Source organism: Rhizobium sp. CCGE 510 (genome assembly GCF_000292525.1).
Taxonomy (GTDB): domain Bacteria; phylum Pseudomonadota; class Alphaproteobacteria; order Rhizobiales; family Rhizobiaceae; genus Rhizobium.
This window is the reverse complement of record NZ_AEYF01000006.1, coordinates 70,710-93,549: the sequence shown is the minus strand read 5'-3', so window position 1 is coordinate 93,549 and position 22,840 is coordinate 70,710. Positions and strand designations below refer to the sequence as shown.

22 protein-coding genes and 1 pseudogene are annotated in these 22,840 nt (G+C 59.4%); 9 read left to right on the top strand and 14 right to left on the bottom strand.

Going from position 1 to position 22,840, the window contains the following annotated elements; all coding sequences use genetic code 11:
- Together RCCGE510_RS04945 and RCCGE510_RS04940 are read left to right on the top strand one after the other, a co-directional pair.
- A pseudogene (locus tag RCCGE510_RS04945) lies at nucleotides 1-321 on the top strand (ISNCY family transposase); the annotation flags it as partial.
- 670 nt (nucleotides 322-991) lie between these two features.
- Complete coding sequence (locus RCCGE510_RS04940) at nucleotides 992-1,942, top strand: cyclase family protein (protein ID WP_081525673.1); 951 nt, start codon at nucleotides 992-994, stop codon at nucleotides 1,940-1,942.
- 263 nt (nucleotides 1,943-2,205) lie between these two features.
- On the opposite strand, the gene RCCGE510_RS04935 is transcribed toward RCCGE510_RS04940, so the two are convergent.
- The 6 genes from RCCGE510_RS04935 to RCCGE510_RS04910 all read right to left on the bottom strand — a co-directional run bounded on the left by RCCGE510_RS04935 (nucleotide 2,206) and on the right by RCCGE510_RS04910 (nucleotide 6,281).
- Nucleotides 2,206-2,460, bottom strand: coding sequence for a YceI family protein (locus tag RCCGE510_RS04935; protein ID WP_007627712.1), 255 nt, complete (start codon nucleotides 2,458-2,460; stop codon nucleotides 2,206-2,208).
- 34 nt (nucleotides 2,461-2,494) lie between these two features.
- Nucleotides 2,495-3,148: a TetR family transcriptional regulator gene (locus RCCGE510_RS04930; protein ID WP_007627710.1), complete on the bottom strand. Its 654-nt coding sequence runs from the start codon at nucleotides 3,146-3,148 to the stop codon at nucleotides 2,495-2,497.
- Between the two features lie 217 nt (nucleotides 3,149-3,365).
- Nucleotides 3,366-3,938 (bottom strand): S-(hydroxymethyl)glutathione synthase, encoded by a 573-nt coding sequence (gene gfa, locus RCCGE510_RS04925; protein WP_007627708.1) that lies wholly within the window; start codon nucleotides 3,936-3,938, stop codon nucleotides 3,366-3,368.
- 60 nt (nucleotides 3,939-3,998) lie between these two features.
- Nucleotides 3,999-4,835, bottom strand: coding sequence for an S-formylglutathione hydrolase (gene fghA, locus RCCGE510_RS04920; RefSeq protein ID WP_007627706.1), 837 nt, complete (start codon nucleotides 4,833-4,835; stop codon nucleotides 3,999-4,001).
- Between the two features lie 52 nt (nucleotides 4,836-4,887).
- The gene (locus tag RCCGE510_RS04915) at nucleotides 4,888-5,163 is read right to left on the bottom strand and encodes a DUF3861 domain-containing protein (protein ID WP_007627703.1); all 276 of its coding nucleotides are present in this window, start codon (nucleotides 5,161-5,163) and stop codon (nucleotides 4,888-4,890) included.
- 11 nt (nucleotides 5,164-5,174) lie between these two features.
- Entirely contained in the window at nucleotides 5,175-6,281 is a 1,107-nt protein-coding gene (locus tag RCCGE510_RS04910) for an alcohol dehydrogenase catalytic domain-containing protein (protein WP_007627702.1), read from the bottom strand.
- Between the two features lie 141 nt (nucleotides 6,282-6,422).
- On the opposite strand from RCCGE510_RS04910, the gene RCCGE510_RS04905 reads away from it, so the two are divergent.
- The 4 genes from RCCGE510_RS04905 (at nucleotide 6,423) to RCCGE510_RS04890 (ending at nucleotide 9,275) form a co-directional block, all read left to right on the top strand.
- Nucleotides 6,423-6,773, top strand: a complete 351-nt coding sequence (locus RCCGE510_RS04905) for a DoxX family protein (RefSeq protein WP_007627701.1) — start codon at nucleotides 6,423-6,425, stop codon at nucleotides 6,771-6,773.
- A 56-nt stretch (nucleotides 6,774-6,829) separates the two neighbouring features.
- Nucleotides 6,830-7,447, top strand: coding sequence for a TetR/AcrR family transcriptional regulator (locus RCCGE510_RS04900; protein ID WP_052029473.1), 618 nt, complete (start codon nucleotides 6,830-6,832; stop codon nucleotides 7,445-7,447).
- A gap of 369 nt (nucleotides 7,448-7,816) precedes the next feature.
- A complete protein-coding gene (locus RCCGE510_RS04895) occupies nucleotides 7,817-8,671 on the top strand; it encodes a hypothetical protein (protein WP_007627692.1) in 855 nt (284 codons plus the stop codon).
- Between the two features lie 19 nt (nucleotides 8,672-8,690).
- Complete coding sequence (locus tag RCCGE510_RS04890; protein ID WP_007627690.1) at nucleotides 8,691-9,275, top strand: YceI family protein; 585 nt, start codon at nucleotides 8,691-8,693, stop codon at nucleotides 9,273-9,275.
- 68 nt (nucleotides 9,276-9,343) lie between these two features.
- Here RCCGE510_RS04890 and RCCGE510_RS04885 read toward each other — a convergent pair whose 3' ends face one another.
- Nucleotides 9,344-11,545, bottom strand: a complete 2,202-nt coding sequence (locus tag RCCGE510_RS04885) for a methyl-accepting chemotaxis protein (protein ID WP_007627688.1) — start codon at nucleotides 11,543-11,545, stop codon at nucleotides 9,344-9,346.
- A 353-nt stretch (nucleotides 11,546-11,898) separates the two neighbouring features.
- Between RCCGE510_RS04885 and RCCGE510_RS04880 the strand changes: the two genes are divergently transcribed.
- From RCCGE510_RS04880 to pntB, 3 genes are all read left to right on the top strand, one after another.
- On the top strand, nucleotides 11,899-13,026 hold the full coding sequence (locus tag RCCGE510_RS04880) for an S-(hydroxymethyl)glutathione dehydrogenase/class III alcohol dehydrogenase (RefSeq protein WP_007627686.1): 1,128 nt from the start codon (nucleotides 11,899-11,901) through the stop codon (nucleotides 13,024-13,026).
- Between the two features lie 109 nt (nucleotides 13,027-13,135).
- Nucleotides 13,136-14,710, top strand: a complete 1,575-nt coding sequence (locus RCCGE510_RS04875; protein ID WP_007627684.1) for a Re/Si-specific NAD(P)(+) transhydrogenase subunit alpha — start codon at nucleotides 13,136-13,138, stop codon at nucleotides 14,708-14,710.
- A 22-nt stretch (nucleotides 14,711-14,732) separates the two neighbouring features.
- Nucleotides 14,733-16,106 (top strand): Re/Si-specific NAD(P)(+) transhydrogenase subunit beta, encoded by a 1,374-nt coding sequence (pntB, locus tag RCCGE510_RS04870; protein ID WP_007627681.1) that lies wholly within the window; start codon nucleotides 14,733-14,735, stop codon nucleotides 16,104-16,106.
- Nucleotides 16,107-16,607: 501 nt separating this feature from the next.
- Here the strand turns inward: pntB and RCCGE510_RS04865 are convergent.
- From RCCGE510_RS04865 to RCCGE510_RS04835, 7 genes are read right to left on the bottom strand one after another with little or no spacing between them, the layout of a single operon-like run.
- Nucleotides 16,608-16,928 (bottom strand): 2Fe-2S iron-sulfur cluster-binding protein, encoded by a 321-nt coding sequence (locus tag RCCGE510_RS04865; protein ID WP_007627679.1) that lies wholly within the window; start codon nucleotides 16,926-16,928, stop codon nucleotides 16,608-16,610.
- A 30-nt stretch (nucleotides 16,929-16,958) separates the two neighbouring features.
- Nucleotides 16,959-18,200, bottom strand: a complete 1,242-nt coding sequence (locus RCCGE510_RS04860; protein WP_007627677.1) for an FAD-dependent oxidoreductase — start codon at nucleotides 18,198-18,200, stop codon at nucleotides 16,959-16,961.
- A gap of 1 nt (nucleotide 18,201) precedes the next feature.
- Complete coding sequence (locus RCCGE510_RS04855; protein WP_007627675.1) at nucleotides 18,202-18,756, bottom strand: cupin domain-containing protein; 555 nt, start codon at nucleotides 18,754-18,756, stop codon at nucleotides 18,202-18,204.
- On the bottom strand, nucleotides 18,749-19,417 hold the full coding sequence (locus RCCGE510_RS04850; protein ID WP_037077786.1) for a 4-carboxy-4-hydroxy-2-oxoadipate aldolase/oxaloacetate decarboxylase: 669 nt from the start codon (nucleotides 19,415-19,417) through the stop codon (nucleotides 18,749-18,751). Before RCCGE510_RS04850 ends, RCCGE510_RS04855 begins: the two co-directional genes overlap by 8 nt.
- Nucleotides 19,418-19,462: 45 nt before the next feature.
- Nucleotides 19,463-20,377, bottom strand: a complete 915-nt coding sequence (locus RCCGE510_RS04845; RefSeq protein WP_007627672.1) for an ABC transporter substrate-binding protein — start codon at nucleotides 20,375-20,377, stop codon at nucleotides 19,463-19,465.
- A gap of 28 nt (nucleotides 20,378-20,405) precedes the next feature.
- Nucleotides 20,406-21,431: an amidohydrolase family protein gene (locus RCCGE510_RS04840; RefSeq protein WP_007627670.1), complete on the bottom strand. Its 1,026-nt coding sequence runs from the start codon at nucleotides 21,429-21,431 to the stop codon at nucleotides 20,406-20,408.
- A complete protein-coding gene (locus tag RCCGE510_RS04835; RefSeq protein ID WP_007627668.1) occupies nucleotides 21,431-22,621 on the bottom strand; it encodes a cytochrome P450 in 1,191 nt (396 codons plus the stop codon). Before RCCGE510_RS04835 ends, RCCGE510_RS04840 begins: the two co-directional genes overlap by 1 nt.
- Nucleotides 22,622-22,840: the final 219 nt, after the last annotated feature.

Sequence of the window (22,840 nt, the reverse complement as noted above, 5' to 3'; positions counted from 1 at the left end):
CGTTATGTCGAGACCTATGCCTATGCGGATGGTCGATTGGACGTGCGCTGGAAGGGGCATTCCCTGCCCTACAAGGTGTTCGACAAGGACCAGCGGGTGACGCATGCGGCGATCACCGAGAACAAGCGGCTCGGCGATGTCCTGGCCTATATCAAGGAGCGCCAGGAGCAGCCGTCGAAGCCGGTGGTGAAGACCAACAGCGAGAAGAACGGCTATGTGCCGCGTGTTCGTGGGCCGGGACGGCGGACAGATTTTATCAACGATCCAGCGGTAATCGAACGCCGTAAAGCGGCGCTGGCAAAGCTTGACGCTGCCGAGTGAGACGTCGATCGCAGCGTCTCAAAGCTAAAGCCGAAGGGTGCCCCTCACCCGCCCCCGCTCCTCCCTCGCAACCGGACCAGCCGGTCGGATCGGGGGCTGCCGTCAGCGCCAGCGGCGATGCTGAGTGTCGCATTTCTAACTGGATTGCGGCGTCGCACCTCTAACCAGCTTTGACATTCTGGCCTAAAACGTGCCCCCCCCTAGCAACAAGCCGGACGCTGGGAAAGCTGTCTCCGTGCCAGAACGTCGACCCCGCAACTATCCGTGCCGCTGGCTTAAGAGGCATTTATGGAACTTCGGACTCACTCATCGTGACTTTCAAAAAGCGGCTATGTTAATCATGGGATGGCCCGCCCTTCCGAGGACATCGAGTATGATGATCTGTCATTGAAGGAAGAGGAGCCGATCCATGACGATTGAACCTTGAGCGAAGTTGGCAGGGGTGATGGGACGCGAACCGTCCGCAGCGCCTCCCGACTTTTCGGATGCGATTAACATACGATATTATATTTGCATACTAGAACGTATCTGAAATTGATCGATAGTAAGAGAGCCTTGAACACTTTCCGCTCTCGAAACCGTGATCGAACCCGGCCTTGACCAGCGGCCATCTCAAATCCTATCTCGTATTCATATACCGCATGGTATCTGAAAGAATAGGAGTTACGTGATGAGAATATTCCGCACTATGTTCGCCCTGGGAATGATCGGGACCTCGACAATGGCATACGGAGCGAATGCGGAAACCCGCTTCATCGATCTGACCTATCCGATCCCGACCTTTGAACCTGTGGCGGGGAACCCGATCGAAGCAGACCTGTCCAAGCCTTTCGGAAAGAGCAAGCCAATCCCGAGCTTCTTCCCGCAGGCGGTTTTCGTGCCGAGCACCAATCCCATGGATCAAGGCCACTTCTATCGCGGCATCCTGAGGATCGCGGAACACCATGGGACCCATGTCGATGCCCCCTCGCACTACGTGAACAACGAGAAGACGACCGAGAAAGACGCCGTACCCGTTAAATTCGAGAACGATCTGACCCTGCAGGATTTGACCGGTCCGATCGTCTACATCGACATCAGACCGCGCATCGACGCCGAGCTCGCCAAGAACGGCGGGCGTCCAAGCCCCGACAAGTCCAAAACGGATTTCTCCGAGACGTCGGGCAACAACGTCACCGTCGCCGACATCGACGCGATCGCGGGCCAGCTCCGCAACGGCTCCTGGGTCGTGGTGAATAGCGGATGGGGCAAGTTCTTCGTAGGCGCCGACCTTTCGACGTCCCCGTTCATCAACGGATGGAACTTTCCAGGCGTCAGCAAGGCGGCACTGGATCGGCTGATCGAGATCGAAACCGAGAAGGGAATCCGCATCAACGGGATCGCGACGGACAATATCGGCATCGACAGCGGGGAAGCGGAACGCGGCGTAGGCGATGCGTGGAACAATTCGTATCACTCGCACGTCCGGGGTCTGCAACGCGGCTGGAAGTACGTCGAGATGATCGCCAACCTCGATTCGCTCGCCACCGAGAACGCGGACGATTGCACACTTATCATAGGTGCTTTGCCGATCGTGGGAGGCAGCGGGAGCCCGGCACGGGTGATGGCTGCCTGCAACTGATCAAGACGGTCAGAGGTCTCGTATAACGCTCGTCGGAGTGTCGGTCGGCGGCCATGTCCCGCGACGTCGGACTACCGACCGAACCACCCACGGCACGTAGTCGCGGCTTGCGCCGCGGTTGTGAATGTTAAGGCGGCACCGCCCTCGAACGGTGCCGCCCCCCGGGAGACGACCAGACGGTCGAGTCCGGTCAGCCTTGGTGTTCGCCGCCTTCGATCTGGATTACCAGGTCAACTTCATCGCCGATCATGCCCGAGCGGCCTTCATTCCGAAATCGCTTCGCTTGATCTGGGTCGTCGCGCTGAATCCGACGACATGGCTCTTGTACCAAGGGTTTTGTCCTTCTTTGTTGACACGACATCCAATGCCGTCATTTTCGTCACGCCGGCGATCGTGAGGTCACCCACGATCTTTCCCGTGGTCTCCGTGGTCTTCGCGAATTCGCGGCCGACGAAGGTTATTTCCGGAAATTCGGTCGCGTTGAACCAATCCGCTCCCAGGTCAGCGGACGTGCGCACCGCCTGGAGAACGCTCGTGAGCCGTCGGCGATTTTCAAACGATCCCCATTATCTGCCTTCCAACTCGTTTCGCATTTTGACGAACTATACTTCTCAAACGCCTAGGACACACAGAACGAATGCGATCTGACCTCAGTTCCATATCGATATCATTCTGATTTTTCAGACGTAGTGCAACCAAAACAGGATGAAGAAACGAACTCATTGCGTCGACAACAGCTTGCGCAGCTTCCGCTGAACCAACGGTTGTCGTTTGAGATGAGGCGTTCATCTCATGAAGGACTTTTGCGAGAATTGCGGTCAATTGTTGAACATAGACGCGCGTTACTGTCCAGTTGTCCAAATAAGCTGCAACGTAGAGCGCTTGGACGTTTGGCGCGTGGAACAGGTCTTCGCGAATCCGACGATGAAGGACCAGGAGGATCGTAACCAACCTTGCCGACGCGGGATCAGGACCTTCGGCGATACGGGTGACTGCCGACAGAGTGTCGTCGGCAAGCCTGGCAAAAACGCTATGGTCTATGGCCCCTCTGGTTGGGAAAAAGCGATAAATGTTCGCCCGGCTCGTGCCCAGGGTATCCGCGATATCGGCGACGTTGGTTTTCTTGTGGCCAATACGGCGGATATATGCCTCAGCATGATCAAAAATAAGGTCCCTGATTTTAGCTTCCGCGCCCCAGCGTGACATCGCACCATCCCGTGGCACCGTCGGGATGTCAACGTAAAACGTTTTTATGCAAATCGCACTTTCTACGGCGTACCACTTTCGATCTCGTCCATGAATGGAGGGCAACTAACGATGGCTCGGCCTGCTGTGGATCCAAGGATTCGAACTAGTGCCGATCGCAACGGAAATTTCCGAACCGAATGGGGAGCCGGGTGGCGCGCGCCCGGCTCTTTACAGGCTATGCCGGCAGAACGCCGTTCTTTCTTGCTGTCCAGGTCGCGATGTTATCCATCAGTCCAGGGGACAGGCAATCGTAAGGTTCGAGGTCGAGTTCGCGAAGGCGGGCTCGCACACTATCCATTTGCGCCGGGTCGACACCGCTCTCGATGATCGAAGACACGAATGCCGCAAACCCGGGCTCTGCCCAGCCGTCTTCCTCGAAGCGCTCCGGATGCAGGAATGAGAGACCCTTGAACGCATGGTCGCGCTCGACGGGTCCGTGCATGTGGACGCCGCATTCCTTGCAGGCATGCCGCTGAATGAGAGCATTGGCATCGACGACTGCAAGCTTGTCGCCATTCTCGACCACCTCGACATTTTCAGAGGCAGCAACCGCAACGATCGAAAAGGCCGCGCCCTTCGGTTTCCAGCACTTGGTGCAGCCGCAGGCGTGATTGTGGGCGATATCGCCCTTGATCTTCACTTTTACCGGGTTCGTGGTGCATTCGCACACCAGAGTGCCGCCCGCAAAGGACGCCACACCCTTCTTCAATCCCCTATCGAGGTAAGGATGTATGCCGATATTTGCCATTGCTTCTTCCTTCGATTTCGCCGGGCACCATGCCCGGCATTCTGACGGCGGTGCGACAGATCAGCGGTTGAGCCGCTCAGCGTGCCACTTCAAATGGTCTTCCATGAAAGTCGAAATGAAATAGTAGGAGTGGCCATATCCCTCCTGCATACGAAGGTTCAGCCGGATGCCGGCTTGTTCGCAGGCTCTCTGCAGTTCTGAGGGACGCAGTCCATCGTCGAGGAACGGGTCGGCCGTTCCCTGGTCAACAAGGAGCTCGGGAAAATGGAAACCATCCTCGATGAGCGCGCAACTGTCGTATAGCCGCCAGGCGCCTTCGTCGGCGCCGAGATAACGTTCGAAGGCCGGCCGCGACCAACCAGCCACTGTGGGTCGCGAGATCGGCGCGAATGCGGAGCAGCTGCGGAAGCGTTCGGGGTGGTTCAGGGCAAGCGTAATCGCGCCGTGGCCGCCCATGGAATGCCCGAACACGCCTTGACGGGCCATGTCTGCCGGGAATTCCGACGCAATAAGACGGGGAAGCTCCTCCGAGACATAGGAATACATGCGGTAGTTCACATCGAATGGCGAACAAGTTGCGTCGACGTAAAAGCCGGCGCCGCTTCCAAACTGCCAATTGCCGGAATCGTCTGGCACGTCTTCGCCTCTGGGGCTCGTATCAGGACAGACGACAATCAGTCCTAGCAGCGAAGCGGCCCGCCTGTACTCGCCTTTTTCCATGACGTTGGCATGGGTGCAGGTAAGTCCCGACAGATACCAGACCACTGGACACGGACGCTCTTGCGCTTGCGGCGGCAGATAGACGGCGAAAGTCATGTCGCAGTTGCAGGTGTCGGAGCGGTGAGTGTAGACACCCTGGGTTCCGCCATACGACCGTTCGAGCGAAATTGTCTTCATGTCATGATCCTCGATACTTGCGGATGCGCCGCGGTCGGAACGAAAGCGGTTTTCAGCGTTTCAGGGACTTCATGAAGCTACCAATATGCGGGAACAGTTCCTTGAAAGGCGGGTCCGCCCGGTGCCGCATGAGAACCTCTGCAAACAGCTTCAATCCTATCGTGAACTCTGCCGTCTCATCTTCAGCCAGCAGTTGCTTTTGGCGCACTGCCGAGAGAATCTTGAACAGGTCGTCGTGATTGGTGGTTTGGAAAACGAGAGCTTCGTCGGCAGCCGAAGGGACGCCGCCCTCCAGCCGCTCGACCGTGACCCGGTACGTGTGAGCCATCGGTGCTTCGTTTACAGTTCGACGGCGTAGTAGGTGAACCCGCCCTCGTCCTTGCCGACGCCGGAGATCGCATCGTTGATCTTCTCCAACGGCCACACCATCGCAGACATGACCGACATGTCGATGATACCAGCCTCGACCATGGCGGCGATTTCCATGCCCTCGGCGGCGGTGAACCAGACGGAGCCGATCAGTTCCATCTGCTCGTCCATCCACCATTTGACGTCGACGGGCAAAGCTCCGGACGTGCCGCCGATGTTGACGATGCGCCCGCCCCGTTTAACGCCACCCATTGCGTCCAACATGGAATCGAGGGGGGCCTTGGCGCCGAGCGTATCGAGCATCAGGTCGGCGCCGCTGCCATTGGTCTGCTCTTTGACGAAGCTTCCCGACGATCCCGTGACGTTCGAGAAGGTGACGATCCGGTCGGGAGCGATCGTCTTCAGCCGCTCAAGGAGCGTCTCGCCCCGGGCGACGGCGTAGATTTTTGCGACGCCCATCGCCAGCGCAAACAGCGTGGCCCCGAGCCCCAGCGTGCCGGTCGCGCCGTTGATGATCAGAGTCTTGCCCATCAGCGGCCCGCATTTCTTGAGCGCGGCGTAGGAGGTGCCGAGATATCCAAGGCGGGAGCCTTGGATAAAACTCATGTTATCGGGAATCTTGATGACCTGCGCTTGCGGGGCAAGCATGAATTCGCCAAAGCCGCCGTAAGGATAGCGCGCGAACATCTCCAGGCTTTTCTGATTGTAGCCGAAGTAGCCGCCGAGGGTCCAATGTTCACAAGCCTGGGGTTTACCCGACGAACAATGGTGGCAAGCACCACAGAACCGACCGGGGTTCACATATACCCGGTCGCCCGGCTTGAGGTTGACGACCTGGGGGCCGACTTCGTGGACGATCCCACTTGGATCGAGGCCATGGATTGCCGGACGCGGCGGAAGTGGCATCTGCGGGTACCAGGTTTCCCAGTTGGCTAGAACGTTCGCCAAATTTGGGACCATTCCGCAGGCTTTCACGCGGACGACGATGTCGCTTCCGCTTGCCTTCGGCCGCTCGACCTCGTCAATCCTCATTGGCTGACCAACGGCATGCAGGCGTGCAGCACGCATCATTTCCATAAGCATTACCCTCCCAAACTCAGAGATCGCATCGTATTGACATCCTAATTAGATTGTGAATACCGTTTAGTATCTGAAAAAGCAAGCGGGGATTGTCAACTATCCCTGCGGACGCGCCCGGGATCGCGTCAAGGAGGAGACATGGACTTTGCGTTAATTGACTGGCTCCGCATTCTCTGCGGCGTCTGGTTTATTCCCCATCTCATCGGCAAGACACTGCACTACCAGAGAGCCGGAGGAACGTTCGAGGCGGCGGGCCTCAAGCCCGGCAAGCTGTTCATTGGGGTCGCCATCGTTGCGGAGGCCTGCGCGACGGTGGGTCTGATTTTCTCGATATACCCGCGGGTTGCTGCCTTTTTCGGAGCAGCGGTATTGCTGGGTGCGGGCTACGCGGTTGTGAAGATAAACGGCATGAACTGGCGCTGGCAGAAGATGGGTCCCGAATATCCAATATTCTGGGCACTCGTTTGTTTGCTGACGGCTCTTGTGTGACCACCTCGTTTTGAGGTACGCCTCGGTGTCTGGATACGCACGGAACGGATTTGCGAATGGCACGACTGACACGTGAGCAAAGTCAGGCTCGCACAAAGGAAAAGCTTTTGGCGTCCGCTTACGAAGTCATGGCACGCTACGGCTATGCCGGGGCGTCCATCGAACGGATTGCGGAAGAGGCGGGCTACTCGAAGGGCGCCTTTTATTCGAATTTTGCTAACAAGGAAGATATTTTCCTGCAGCTCCTTGCTGGCAACGCGGGTGGCGACGTCGTTCAGTTGACCGAGCTTCTCGGAAAACACGATAACCCCATGGGACTGATCGATGTCTTGGCGGCATGGGCGAACGACCGCGGCGACGATCGCCGCTGGGGCATGCTGGCTATAGAGCTTCTTCGAATGGCCCAGCATGACCACACCCTTGGAGACCGGCATGTAAAACTGTTCCGGGATCAGTGGGAAGGCGTCGGCAAGATTCTTATCGACAAGCTGAATCTTGTTCTGCAGCCGCCAGCGAGCCCATTCTACATCGGCGGTATCGTGCTCGAGCTGACTTATGGCGGTATTTCGAGCTTCCTCAAGGACGGCGCACCTGGGGACATGGTGCGGGTCGTGCTGCGGGAAATGTACCGATCCTCGCGCGCGTCGACGCCCGCCAAAGCGGCTACAGCATAACCAAAATCATCCACCATCTGATCATGTGAAGTGCGCGCCGCGGCCGGGCGCGCTCTGAGCATGAGCGTTAGCTCGGCGAATGTCGAAAGGACTTACCAAGCGCGGGAAAGCAAATCTTTCCGCGCAAATCGGCTTGACATCGTGAAACTCAAAGACTAGCGTTCATCCAGAAACTATTTGGTATGTGAAAACCGAATGGTATTTAGGCCGGGAACGGCGACCGCTGTTGAGGAGCATGCGGGTTACGGGGGGATCATGAACAACGTCATCATCGTGACAACCTGTCGAAGCGCAAGAGCCGCAGGTTGAAACACCGCCTGGTCGTGCGCGTCAGCGGCACGGCGTGGATTGGCAATTCGGAATCACCACATGCTTGGATTTGGTAACTCCCCTCAGGAGGCGCTGGTCGCGTCCCTGCTCGCCATGGCGCTTGTCGGCTTTCTTGTGTCGGGCCTGATGCGTTGGCGCGGCCTGACCCGGCTGACCGACCTCCTGATGCCCGCAGCATTGCTGGCAGCCTATTGGCTCACCTACAACAAAGTACCGACATTTCCGCCCGTCGGTGCCGTCAATAAGGTGTTCTACGTGATCGTCATCGGAATGGCGATCGGCCTCGCCGCCGAGATAGCGGCCCCACGCGCGGCGCGCCTTCTCGCGCTGCTGCAGCCGGTCGCGGCCGCGTTCTATATCGGTTCGCCTCGATTGGGGACAGCGTCCTGGGAAGTGGCGATCGCGGCAGTCGCCGGAATGGCGATCATGTGGCTGGTCTTCTCGCGCGGGGCACCGGGTGCAGAGGACGACGTGAAGCGAGGCGGAGTCGTTGCCGTGCTTGCTCTCGGCTTCGCGCCGATCGCCCTTCTCGGCGCCTCGTCTTCTTCGTTTCAGCTCTGTCTGATGTTTGCGGGCGGATGCTTCGGAATCCTGGTCGTTCACGCCGTAAAGCCGGTGTTCCGTTTTGGAGGCGCCTCCTCAATCGGCGCCCTCGGCGGCCTGATCGCCATCGCCGATACCGTTGTGCTGATCACGCGCAAAGCCGACCTGATCGCAATTGCGGTGCTCGCTCTCTGCGTCGTGCTGCCGGCGCTATCGGAGCGCATCTGCCTGAAGATCGGCCTTTCTCGGCCGTTTCCGCGCCTTTTCGTCCATATCGCCTTGGCTGCACTGCCGGCTGCTGCGGCGTTTGCCGTCGCATTCGTCGATTACGGATCGAGCTTTCCAGTTTAACATGAGGAGGAGAATGAAAATGAAATACCGACTTGCAGCCTTGCTACTTTCGATGACGGCACTCGCCGGCACGATGTCGCCCGCCTCGGCCGCGAAATTCGACATCGATCCGGTCCATTCGGGCGTTGCGTTCTACATCGACCATCTTGGTTTTTCGAAGGTCATCGGTGTCGCACAAGAGTTCTCCGGCGCGTTCGAATTCGACGCTTCCAAGCCGGACGCCAGCAACCTTGATGTCAAAGTCACCGTCGCCTCGATTTCGACGAACAACAAGCAGCGTGACGGCGACATCCAGGGCGCCGACTGGTTCAATGCCACGGAGTTTCCGGAAATCACCTTCGTCGGCAAGGAGTTCAAAAAGACGACCGATAACACCGGACAGATCGTCGGAGACCTGACGATAGCGGGAGTGACGAAACCCACGACCTTGGACGTCACGTTCAACAAGGAAGGGCAGAACCCCTGGGATAAGAGCCACGTTGTCGGTTTCAGCGCCACGACCAAAGTCAAGCGCAGTGATTTCGGTATGAAGGCCGCGCTCGGCATGATCGGCGATGAGGTCGATCTCGTGATCCAAGTGGAAGGCCGCGAACACCAGGGATAACCGTCAGGTCGCATCAAGAAAGGGGCGCCGTCGCGTTATCGCGACGGCGCCTTTTTCTGTGAGGTACATCAGGCTGCACTACGCCGACCGTATCTGGTGATCGACCCGGACGCTGCATCCGCCGTCGCACCAAGGCGGAAGCGGGAGAGCATCGACCGAAGTTCTGCGCTGCTATCGGCGAGACGCGCCCCGCCGGCTGCCATATCTTCGACCATCGCGCCATTCTTCTGCGTCGCCTTGTCGAATTGCGCTACCGTGGAATTGATCTGCGCCAGTCCGACGGACTGCTCCTCCGCTGCGCCGGCGATCGCGTCCATATGACCGCTGATCTCCCTGACGAGACCCTCGATTTCGCTCAGCCCCACGCCGGTTTCGCTCACCAGTGCCACTCCGTCACCGACGGCGGCTGCTGAGTTGTTGATCAGCCCCTTGATTTCTTTCGCCGCTTTCGCTGAACGCTGAGCGAGTTCGCGGACCTCCTGGGCCACCACTGCAAAGCCTCTGCCTGCATCGCCTGCCCGTGCCGCCTCCACGCCGGCGTTCAACGCGAGAAGATTGGTCTGAAAGGCGATCTCGTCGATCACGCCAATGATCTGGTTGATCCGGCCGGAGGACTCCTCGATCCTTTGCATGGCTTTGATCGCGTTGCGAACGACGGATGCCGCACCCTCGGCGCGCTTGCTTGCGTCGCGGACGGCATCTCGTGCAAGTCCTGTTCGCTGCGTCGTCGCGCCGACGTTGCTGGTAATTTCATGAAGTGCGGCGGCCGTCTCCTCGAGCGCGGCTGCCTGCTCGCTTGTACGGTGCGAAAGGTCTGCCGAACCCGATGAAAATTCGGTGCTCTCCTGGTCGACGGCTGCGGCTAGACGCCCAACCCCGGCAAGCGCATCGCGCAGTTGCACCACCGAGGTGTTGAAGTCCTGCCGCAGCCCTTCGAACTCTTCTGAGAACCGATCGTCGACCTCGCAGCACAGGTCTCCCCTCGCCAGCGCCTGCATCGCTCCGGCAAGGCCACGGGTGGCCGTCACAAGCTTCTCCGTCGCTTCGCGTTCGGCCCGGGCCTGTAGCTCGGAGCGTTCCGCTTCCGTCCTTGACCGCATTGCTTCCGCCTCGCACTCAAGGTTCTGTCGCTCGATCGCGTTCTGCCGGAAGTGCTCGACGGCGTGTGCCATCTCGCCAATTTCGTCGGTACGGTCCATGCCGGGAACGGCTGCATCGACATTCCCTTCGGCCAGCCGGGTCATGCGCTCGATGATGCGTTTCAGAGAGCTCGCGACATTGGCAGAGAGCGCCACCGAGGCGGCGGCGATCAGCACGAACAATCCTACCGTGGTAATGCTGAACATAAGGAGATTGAAGCGTGCGGTAGCAACGTCGTGGAGCGAAGCCTCCTCAAGAAAGGCGCGCGTGTCGGAGAAAGCCTTGCCTAAAATCAACAGCCGTTTGAAGGTCGCTGAGTTCCACCGCTCGAGCCCCTTGGTATCAACGTGCCCCGATGCGCCCAAACCATAAAGCCCCGTTCTGACGCCGGCTATGAACCTTTGATCGTCCGATTCCAGGAAGTCGCGATAGGTGCCGGTGATCTGGGTCGGCAGTTGCTCCATCAAAGTGTTTTGGAAGTTTGCGAAGTTGACTTTGGAGTTGACGACCAACGTCTTCTGCTGTGCCGAGAGTTCGGTATTCGAGAGATAGACGGCGCCATTTGCCATTTCCATGGTGGAGGCCTCGTTGATCTGCATCAACGCGTAATAACCTTGGAGCAGTCCTGCGATATGGGCATCCGTCGCGTGGCTGCCCGCGCGGCGCACGATATCGATCGCCGCTGTCGGTAGCGGCACGAGAGATATACCTTCCGCCATCAAGGCGTCGTTCAGTTGGTCGTGGTTCGATTTGACATGGTCTCGAAAGGCGTACCAGCCCGCCTTGTTGTCTTGGACGAAACGGAAGTCGGTCTCAAAAATCGGGTCGACCATCTCGACCGCCTTCATCGCATCATATGCGTCTAGAATTCCGGCAAACGCTGAGTCCGTGCGGAACCGTGCAGCAGCGATACCATCGGGTGTTGCGAACATCTCGGCCGGAAGCGACTGGGCGAGTTCGCCCGACGCATTGGCGAACCTCTGGACCAACCCGACGGTCTGGGCATTCCGGTACCCCTGGTAAGACTCCCACACCTTGACGCCGCCCAGCAGGGCCATCGCCGTCAGCGGCGGAATAATTGCTCCGTAAATCGCCGCTCGCAGCGGAAGTCTGCTGATAATCTTACGCATAAAAATATCCTTCAGATACCGAAATATCTCCAAATACCATGGCGTATTTAAAATTTGATGAAAATGAACCCGGCCTGCGTAGCAAGCGCAGGGGGAGACATCACCAGCCAAACCCAATCAGATACTTTTTAGTATGCAGATGCGTTTCGGTATGTTAACGAAGAATACAGTGCGGCCGGAAGGTTTGAGGAGGTTTGCCGCGCCGACCGAGGGAGGCCCATGATTTACGATTACAATCTCACGGTGGCGCCCGACCGGTCTGGAAAGTGGCCCCGACTTCATTCCCTCCGACGTCGACATTAATCGCTGCCCTGTCTGAAACAGACTTGGTTTTCATCGAAAGGAAATTCTAAATGGACGTTCGCGCCGCCGTTGCCGTTCAGGCCGGAAAACCGCTCGAAGTCATGACCGTGCAGCTGGACGGCCCGAAGGCCGGCGAAGTACTGGTCGAGGTCAAGGCGACCGGCATCTGCCACACCGACGACTTCACCCTGTCGGGCGCCGATCCGGAAGGCCTGTTCCCGGCCATCCTCGGCCATGAAGGCGCCGGCATCGTCGTCGATGTCGGCCCCGGCGTCACCTCGGTCAAGAAGGGCGACCACGTCATCCCGCTCTACACGCCGGAATGCCGCGAGTGTTATTCCTGCCTGTCGCGCAAGACCAATCTCTGCACCGCCATCCGCTCGACCCAGGGCCAGGGTGTGATGCCCGACGGCACCGCGCGCTTTTCGATCGGCAAGGACAAGATCCATCACTATATGGGCTGCTCGACCTTTGCCAATTTCACCGTGCTGCCGGAGATTGCGCTGGCCAAGGTCAATTCCGACGCCCCCTTCGATAAGATCTGCTATATCGGCTGCGGTGTGACGACCGGCATCGGTGCGGTGATCAACACCGCCAAGGTCGAGATCGGTTCGACCGCCATCGTCTTCGGTCTCGGCGGCATCGGCCTCAACGTGCTGCAGGGCCTGAGGCTGGCCGGCGCCGACATGATCATCGGCGTCGACATCAACAATGACCGCAAGGCATGGGGCGAGAAGTTCGGCATGACGCATTTCGTCAATCCGAAGGAGGTCGGCGACGACATCGTGCCCTATCTCGTCAACCTGACGAAGCGCAATGGCGACCTGATCGGCGGCGCCGACTACACGTTCGACTGCACCGGCAACACCAAGGTGATGCGCCAGGCGCTCGAAGCAAGCCATCGCGGCTGGGGCAAATCGATCATCATCGGCGTTGCCGGCGCCGGCCAGGAGATCTCCACCCGCCCGTTCCAGCTGGTGACCGGCCGCAACTGGATGGGCACCGCCTTCGGCGGCGCCCGTGGGCGCACCGACGTGCCGAAGATCGTCGACTGGTATATGCAGGGCAAGATCCAGATCGATCCGATGATCACCCACACCATGCCGCTCGACGACATCAACAAGGGCTTCGAGCTGATGCATTCGGGCAAGAGCATCCGCGGCGTGGTGGTCTACTGACGCAAATTTCCAAACAGAATGCGGCGAAGGTTTTCATTGGTTCGGCTTCGGCCAGACCGAAACCCGGCGTCGCGTCGGATCAGTGACGTTCAATATGAGGGAGGGATACGTGCTCATAGGGTCGCCTCGAGAGAGGATGGGAGGAGAGGCGCGCGTTGCAATGACGCCTGACAGCGCCATCCAACTTCAGAAACTCGGATATCAATGTGCCATCGAAACTGGCGCCGGCAAGCTCGCGGGCTTTTCTGACGATGCGTACCGGGCCGCCGGGGTGACGGTGGTCGACAACGCCGAAACACTCTTTGCAAGCGCCGACGTGATCGCCAAGGTACGTCCGCCGGAGTCAAACGAAGTGGCTAGGCTCTCGGGCGGCAAGACACTGATCTCGTTCTTCTATCCGGCGCAGAACAAAGAACTTCTGAACCAAACGAAAGCGAGCGGCGCCAACGTGATTGCCATGGATATGGTGCCGCGCATCTCGCGCGCACAAAAAATGGACGCACTCTCGTCCATGGCCAACATCGCCGGCTATCGCGCAGTGATCGAGGCGGGCAGTAACTTCGGCCGCTTTTTCACCGGCCAGGTGACCGCCGCCGGCAAGATCCCGCCGGCCAAGGTCCTGGTGATCGGCGCGGGCGTCGCCGGACTTGCGGCGGTCGGCACCAGCGTTTCGCTCGGCGCCATCACCTATGCTTTCGACGTGCGGCCGGAAGTGGCCGAGCAGATCGAATCCATGGGCGCGCAATTCGTCTTCCTCGACTTCGAGGAACAGCAGCAGGACGGCGCTGCGACGGGCGGCTATGCCGCACCCTCCTCGCCCGAGTTTCGCGCGGCACAACTGAAGAAGTTCCGCGAAATCGCGACTGACATCGACATCGTCATCACGACGGCGCTGATCCCCGGCCGCGACGCGCCGAAGCTCTGGCTTGCCGACATGGTAGCCACGATGAAGCCCGGTTCGGTGATCGTCGACCTTGCCGCCGAGCGCGGCGGCAATTGCGACCTGACCGTCCCAGACGAGAAAATCGTATCCGACAACGGCGTCACCGTCATCGGCTACACCGACTTCCCAAGCCAAATGGCCGCACAGTCGTCGACGCTCTATTCGACCAACATCCGCCACATGATGACGGACCTAACCCCGAATAAGGATGGCGTCATCGTCCACAACATGGAGGACGACGTAATTCGTGGTGCGACGATCGCTTTGAAGGGCGAGATCACCTATCCGCCACCACCGCCAAAGATCCAGGCGATTGCCGCCCAGAAACCCAAGGAAAAGACCAAGGAGTCGACGCCTGAAGAAAAGAAGGCCGCTGAGGCCGCCGGCTTCAAATCTGCGACACGAAATCAGGTCGGGCTTCTCGTCGTTGGCGGTCTGCTGATGCTCCTCATCGGCGCCTTCGCACCGCCGGTGTTCATGGGCCATTTCATCGTCTTCGCACTCGCCTGCTTCGTTGGCTTCCAAGTGATCTGGGGCGTTTCGCACTCACTGCATACGCCGCTCATGGCCGTCACCAACGCCATCTCCGGCATCATTATCATTGGAGCGGTCATGCAGATCACCGCGGGCGGTTGGCTGGTGACGGCGCTTGCCGCCATTTCCGTGGCGATCGCAACGATCAACATCGTCGGCGGCTTCATGGTGACACGCCGCATGCTGAATATGTTCCAGAAGTCCTGACCGCGTCGAGGGAGAATTGACAATGTCTATCGGTATCCAGACCGCGGCCTATATCGCAGCCTCGGTTCTCTTTATCCTCGCGCTCGGCGGTCTTTCCGGCCAGGAAAACGCGAAGCGCGCTGTGTGGTACGGCATCGTCGGCATGGCGATCGCTGTCATTGCGACGATCTTCGGGCCGGGTGTCGGACTTTCGGCGCTGCTCATCGTCATGCTTGTGATCGGCGCTGTCGTCGGGACGGTCATGGCGCGACGCGTGGAAATGACCGGCATGCCGCAACTCGTGGCGGCCCTTCACTCCTTCGTCGGCCTCGCCGCCGTCTTGATCGGCCTCAATTCCGATATGACGGCGCATGAATTCACTGCGCATGCCGAGCAGATCATCCACGAAGTGGAAATCTTCCTCGGGGTCTTCATCGGAGCTGTGACCTTCACCGGTTCGATTATCGCCTATTGCAAACTCTCAGGCCGTATCGGCGGTAAGGCGCTGATCCTGCCCGGCCGCCATGCCTTCAACATCGCGACGGTCGCCACCTGCTTCGTCCTCATGCTGCTCTATATGAACGGCGCGGGCTCATGGACGCTCTATCTGATGACGCTGATCGCCTTCGTCATCGGCGCCCATCTCGTCATGGCGATCGGCGGGGCCGACATGCCGGTCGTCGTTTCCATGCTCAACTCCTATTCTGGATGGGCGGCTGCAGCGACCGGCTTCCTGCTTGGAAACGACCTTCTGATCGTTACCGGCGCGTTGGTCGGCTCCTCCGGCGCAATCCTCTCCTATATCATGTGCAAGGCAATGAACCGGCAGTTCCTGTCCGTGATCCTCGGCGGTTTCGGCAATGTGTCGGGCCCGGCGATGGCCGTCGAGGGCGAACAGGTCGCGATTGACGCCGAAGGCGCTGCCGCGGCCCTCAACGATGCGGACTCGGTCATTATCGTGCCGGGTTACGGCATGGCGGTTGCACAGGCACAGAGTGCCGTCTCCGAGCTTACCCGCAAGCTGCGTGCAACCGGCAAGGACGTGCGCTTCGCCATTCATCCCGTTGCCGGCCGCCTGCCCGGTCACATGAACGTGCTTCTGGCCGAGGCAAAGGTGCCCTACGATATCGTCCTGGAAATGGACGAAATCAACCACGACTTTTCGAATACCGACGTCGTCATCGTCATCGGGTCCAACGACATCGTCAATCCCGCCGCCCAGGAAGATCCGAATTCGCCGATATCAGGCATGCCGGTCCTGGAGGTTTGGAAGGCCAAGCAGGTCTTTGTTTCCAAGCGCGGCCAAGGCACCGGTTATTCCGGCATCGAGAACCCGCTGTTCTACAAAGAGAACACCCGGATGTATTTCGGCGACGCGAAGGACTCGATCAACAAGCTGCTGCCGATCATCAACTGAAGCCGTTCTCGTTTTTTTCCTGGGAGGGATGCCTTGCCGATATGGCGGCATCCCTCCCCAAAGGAGCGAAACGCGCGGATGGCTTGAGCCTGGCGACGCCCCAATACTTCCGATAGCAGATCGCGAACTCGGAGATATACGCAATCTGGCTCAAGTTCCCCGAACTCTAATGCCCATTCTTGGAAACACACGAGCACAAAGCCACTTGTGATAGGAACCGGCCGAGATTGAACGAACTCGGCTCCTGTCACCTATCGTTCCAGATGAAAGATGTCAGCGGAATGCTGACGCAAATCATCAGGCGGGTGGTGCGCAGATTGGCGAAATCACCGACTTTGGGACGCGGAGAAGCCATTTCTCATCGCCTATGGACGCGATCCAGAGGGAGATGTACTGGAGCTTGAGGAAACGTAGATTGTCTGATCGGTTCCCTGGGCGGCTTTTCAGCCGCCCGAGACGTTCGCGCGGCTCATGTGCCACATGTTCAGTCCACAAGGAATTCTAGTCTTCGGGCGCAATTCCGACAACAATGCCACTGAGCGTTTCATCGAATGGTATCTGACAGGAAAGCCGCGAGTTCTCTTGGCGATAGTCGGATCCCTCCAGCAGTTCGGTCTCATCGATCGAGGATACCGGTACATTTGCCCTCGCAGGAAACTGCTCGACATAGACGTGGCAGGTGGCGCAGGACAGACAGCCGCCGCACATCGCCAAAAGTTCATCAAACCCAGCGTTCCGGATATTCTCCATGAGCGAGGCGCCGATCCGTCCGTCGAAGCTATGGAGCTCTCCGTCTCTGGTCCGTACTGATATGGTAGCCATTTTTCCTCCACTTTTTTTGCGCCTGACGCGTCACGATGTGACGAGGTCGATTTCCTTGAGTTGTCTCGATGTGTCCGCCAAAGCGGCGTGATCAATCCTTGCCGCGCTGTCGACAAGCTTTCGCCCCTGCACGTAATCGCGCGGCGAATTGATGCAATCGAGGGCGAGAACCGCTCCGTTCTTCAGATAGATGACACTGAAGCTTCGGGAGGTGGGGTCGCCTCTCGTGACGATGCTGTCGAAGCCGAAATTGAGGCCAACCGTCTGCATTTTCAGGTCGTACTGATTGGACCAGAACCACGGTGTTGCCGCGTAAGGCTTGAGTTCCCCGCAGATGGCTTTGGCTGCGGTGGTCGCCTGATCGGTCGCGTTCTGCACAGATTCGATGCGGATGCCCGGACCATTTTGCAGACGCGCGCAGTCGCCCACGCAATAGATGTCGGGTAAGGACGTACGGCAAAGCCCATCGACATCGATACCGTTCGCGCCTTCAGCTCCGGCTGTCTTCAAAGGCCCGTCCGAAGGAATAATGCCGATACCGACGACGACTATGTCAGCTGCAATCGCCTCGCCGGAGGCCAGGACGACGCTCGACACGCGGCCGTTCGTCCCCTCCAAAGAGGCGACACTGCTGTTGAGACGGATGTCGACGCCGCGCGCCCGATGCTCGTTTTCGTAAAAGCGAGATATTGGCTCTCCAGCCACACGGGCCAGCACGCGGTCAAGTGCCTCAACCAACGTCACGTCCTTGCCGATCTCCCGGAACACTGCGGCCGCTTCCAGGCCGACGTACCCGCCGCCGATGATCACGATCCTTTGCGCGTCGGGAAGAACATCCATCAGTGCGTCGCAATCCGCCTTGCTGCGGATGTAGAAAACGCCTGTCAGGTCTTTGCCGGGGCAGGTCAGCTTCCGCGGATCGCCGCCAGCTGCCCAAACCAGCTGGCCGTAGGAGAAACATTCGCCGCGATCGGTCGTCACGGTGCGAGCCTCGGGATCGACCGCGCTCACATGGCGGCCAAGCAATAATTCCACCTCACGCGTTCCCCAGAAATCCTGGGGCCGTAGATACATCCTGTCGAACGTTTTCTTGCCCGCCAGGTAGTCCTTCGAAAGTGAAGGGCGGTCGTAAGGCACTTCCGGCTCAGCGCCGATCAACGCGATGCTGCCGGTAAACCCAGATTGCCGCAGTGCGGCGGCCGTCTGCGACCCGCCGTGTCCGCCGCCGACAATCACGCAGTCGAAAGATCGGGAGAGTTTGTCGGGCTTCATCTCACGACTTTCTTTCGGCGCCGATGAGGACGAAGCACATCGTGGCAGGCCTCTCGCCCTTGTTGCGCCAGGCATGGCGGGTTCCGCACTGGACCACGACGTCGCCCTGTTGCAGCAAGGTTTCAGCGCCGTCGTCAAGTTCGAGCCAGATCTCGCCGTCGAGCACAATGTCGTAGTCGACCGTGTCGGTGGTGTGCATGCCAGGCGCGTCAGGCTCGAATGCCTGGATCAGGCCGGGAATGTGAATTGCCTGCTCCTCGAACGCCGCCTTGTGGTCCACGGTGGCGAACACCGAATCCGGCGGAAAGACGACGATCATGACTTTCGTTGCTCCCGGTTCAGGCGTGACCATTATTTGCGGTGGCGCCTGCTCCGCATGATCCTGCGGAAGGACGGGCTTGGCGGCGGTGGCATAAACAACCGACGTCAAATGCCCCGGCACAGCATCGTAGACATGGGCGTTCGCGGTTGGGCCATCGCTGACGAATACAGACTTGCCGTCCTTGATGCCCGTGACGACCCGGCGAGGGATGCGAACTGCAATCGCCCTATTCATAGATCAGGCCTTTCGCTTCGAGCTGCGGACGCATGTTGTTGATGTCGAGGCTGAGCTTGCCGGACTCGTAGAGGCCGCGCTTTTCGTCTTCCATCTGTTGCCGCTTTAGGGCCCTTTCGAGCACCTGAGCTGCCTCATCACGCTTGACGACGCAGACCCCGTCGTCATCGGCGACGATGACGTCGCCCGGTTCGATATAGGCGCCGGCGCAGACCACTGGTACCTGGACGTTCGCCAACGTCTCCTTGACGGTTCCCTGAGCCGATATGGCCTTGGCCCAGACCGAGAACTTCATCGCGCGAAGGTCGGCTATGTCACGGACACCAGCGTCGATCACAAGGCCGAGAATCCCGCGCGCTTTGCAGGAAGTGGCGAGCAGGTCGCCGAAATAGCCATCTGTGCAGGGCGAGGTCGGCGCAACGACCAGGATATCCCCCGGTTGCGCCATTTCGAGCGCCACATGGATCATCCAGTTATCGCCGGGCGGAACCTCGCAGGTCAGCGCCGTGCCGCCGATGCGAGCGCCATCGATTACGGGACGCAGGTGCGGTGCGAGCAACCCTTTGCGTCCCTGAGCCTCGTGAACCGTGGCGACGCCGAGCTTGCCCAACGCCTCACATATTTCGCGGTCCGTCCGCTGGGTTTTTGTCATTACTTTCATCGAAAATCTCCTGGCGTGTCCATGGAACGCGTCGCAACTGATCGTTCAGCCCGATGCAGCTTCGAGAAGGCCACGATCGAACACGCCCCCCGCTGAAGGTCTGGCGGCTTCGTCAAGCAAGTTGGCGCGGATCATCAGGTCGATCGTCGTGTCCATCGCAGCTTGCGGAATGGAAAGGTCACCCGGCCACATACCCATGTCGCGCATATAGCGAAGGCCTCGTGAAGCGAGATCGGCGTCGTCCTTCGTCGTGATCCGCTGGAAGATCGGAAGCGTGACATCTTCCCGACCGGGGTCGTTGGTGATCGCATAGGCGTCGATGAGCGCCTGCAGGAAGCGGACAATGATGTCGCGGTTGCCGTCGAGCCAGCTCTTGCGGCCGATGATGGCGGCGAAGACAATTTCGGGGATGACGTCGTTGATCTCGCCGATCAGGTTGAAGCCGTCCCGCTCCGCGAGGAAATTCCAAGGTGCCGGCTGCGGCGCGCAGTCGATCTCTCCTGCCTGAAGGGCTTCCCACCGCTTTGTATGGATGCCGGCGAGTTCGAATTCATAGTCGCCCGGATAATGCAGCCCATCCTTGGAGAGCAACATCTGCGTGTAGATCGCGGTCCCCTCGGTGAGCGACGACGTTCCCACCTTCTTGCCCCTCAGAGCCGGGATCGACTTGATCGATGGCTGGGCGACCAGCGACATCGGCAGGCGGTTCGAATTCGAAGCGATCACACGCAATTCGCCGCCCTTGACGAAGTTGGAGACGGCGCCCTCCGGCGGCGTGATGGCGAGGTCTGCTTCACCTTCAAGTACAGCGCTGGTCGCCTTGTCGACAGTACCCATCTTTTTGTATTCGATGGACAGTCCATGCCTGGCGAAAAGGCCGAGCTCTTCGGCCACGAAAACCGGCAGCCAGTTGAATCCTTGCGCCCCGCCCGCGAGGCTCAGATGTTGGCTTGAAGTCATTTGATTTCTCCATTGTAATTGCGAGCCATCAAAGGCCGCGCTCGCGTAGTCTCTTGTCCAGGAGCGGGTAGACTCGCCGGGCGTTTCCTTCGAAGACCGCATGTCTCTGGTCGTCGTCGAGCGCGAGCTGATCGATGTATCTCTTGGTGTCGTCGAACGGATGGCCCGTCTCGGGATCGATCGCCTTGACCGCGCCGAGCAACTCCGAGCCGAAGAGGATGTTCTTGACATCAACGACGTTGAATAGCGTGTCGATGCCGGCCTGATGGTAGACGCAGGTGTCGAAGAACAGGTTGTTCATCAGGTGCGTGTCGAGGCTCGGCTTTTCGAGCATGATCGACAGGCCTCGGTAGCGGCCCCAATGATACGGCGCGGCGCCGCCGCCATGCGGGATGATGAGCTTAAGATCGGGATGACGCTCGAACAGGTCTCCCTGGATGAGCTGCATGAATACCGCCGTGTCCGCGTTGATGTAGTGCGCTCCGGTCATGTGAACGCAACGCTCGCAGGAACTCGACACGTGAATCATCGCGGGCACCTGGAGGGCGACCATGGCCTCCCACATCGGATCCCACCACAGATCGTAGATCGGCGGAGCGCTCCAGCGTCCGCCCGAGGGATCGGGATTGAGATTACAGCCGACGAAGCCGTTCTCGACGCAACGCTCCAGCTCGTCGATGACCGCGGACAGATCGCCGTCGACCGTCTGCGGAAGCTGACAGACGGCAGCGAAATTGTCGGGAAACATGTCGACGATCCGGCCGACATTGTCGTTCGACAGCCGCGACCATTCCTTGGCGACTGCCAAGCCTGGAACGTGGTGGCCCATGCCGGAGGCACGTGGGCTCAGAAGGGTAACGTGCGAACCGCGCTCGCGTTGGATCTTCAGCTGGTTCGCTTCGATGATGCCATGGAGCTGCTTGTCCGGGATGCCCGGATAGATCGGCTGCTCGGCAGCCTTGCCTTCCGCGTAGGCGACCTGCGTCGTCCGGAAGGCATGGTGCTCCGGTGGTTCCGTCGTGAAGTGCCCGTGGCAGTCAATGATGAGCGACATTACGCGTTCCACTTCGCCGGGAGATCGGAAATGCCGCGGAACCGCCAACCCTTGCCCTTCATCTCGCGCGAGGGGTCGAGCCGGAGGTCGGGCAATTGCCGGAACACCTCCGCAAGCGCAATCTCGCCCATGGCCCTCGACAGGAAGTGGCCGGAACAGAAATGCGGGCGGAAGCCGAACGACAGGTGCTGCTTCTTCTTGCGGAACATGTCGAACGTATCGGCATTTTCGAAGCGGGTTTCGTCGCGATTGGCAGAGCCCATAACGATCGCCACAGACGCGCCTTGCGGAATTACGGTTCCCGCAATCTCGAAATCCTCCCGGGCGATGCGCGGCGTGACCCCGATCGGAGCGATCCAGCGGAGGCCTTCGTCGAAGGCGCGCATGGCATTTTCCTGCGGCTGCTCGGCCATGACCTTCGCCTGGTCGGCATTTGTAAGAAGACCCGCGCAGGCGTTCGCCGCGGCATGCCCGGGCTCCTGGAGACCGCCAAGGATGATAACGCGCATGGTCGGCGAAATTTCCTCCCAGCTGCGGACCTCGCCCTTTTGCATGCCGCCATACATCACGTGGCTCAGAAGCGAGTTGTTAGGCTTGGTGAGGCAGGCTTGGTAAAGATCGCCCATTTGCCTGTCGATGTCGGCAAGCGCATCATCGAGCCGCTTCCATATGGCGGGGTCGTCGCTGATATTCTGAAGGCCGAGCGCCATTGCGTGGAACCACTCGACGAGGGTCTCGTTTGGCGTCTCCGTCAGGCCGATGACGTCGCCGATGCAGCGCACCGAGATAGGCTCAAAAAGGTCGGCCGTGAGGTTGGCCTCTCCATTCCGTATAATGGAATCAATGTAGCGCTGAACGACCGGAAGCGTTAGAGCTCCCACAAACGACCGTACCCGCTCTTGGGTAAGGTTTTCCTCTATCCCTTGGCGAAGGCATTGATGCTCCTCACCCGACATGGTCAGGACGTTCGGCATCCCCATCACGCGGGCTTCCGGACGGTCCGCTGAACCGGAGGGCCCAAACACCTTGTCGTTGCCACCGACGGCGCGGCAATCGTCGAACCGAGTGATGAAGTATTCCTTCGTTCCATCGAAGAGCGCCACGGGCTGCTCTGCGCGCAGACGCGCGTAAACGGGATAGGGATCCCGGTAGAGGTTTTCGCCCGTCAAGTCGGTGTGCGATCCCGTCATTTGATTTCCTCCCATGCCCCCCGGTTTCGGGGAGTTGTCGCGAATATAGCCGCCGTGGTCTCCGGCCAGACGGCACGCATCTCGGGACGTTCCGGGAAAGCGATCGAGTGCGATTGACACTTGACATACCGAAACGTCTTCGGATACGTATTGGTATCCAAAGCGGGGGTAGCTGTCAACAACAGAAATGGACAGACCGAGGAGAAGCCGCTTCAGGAG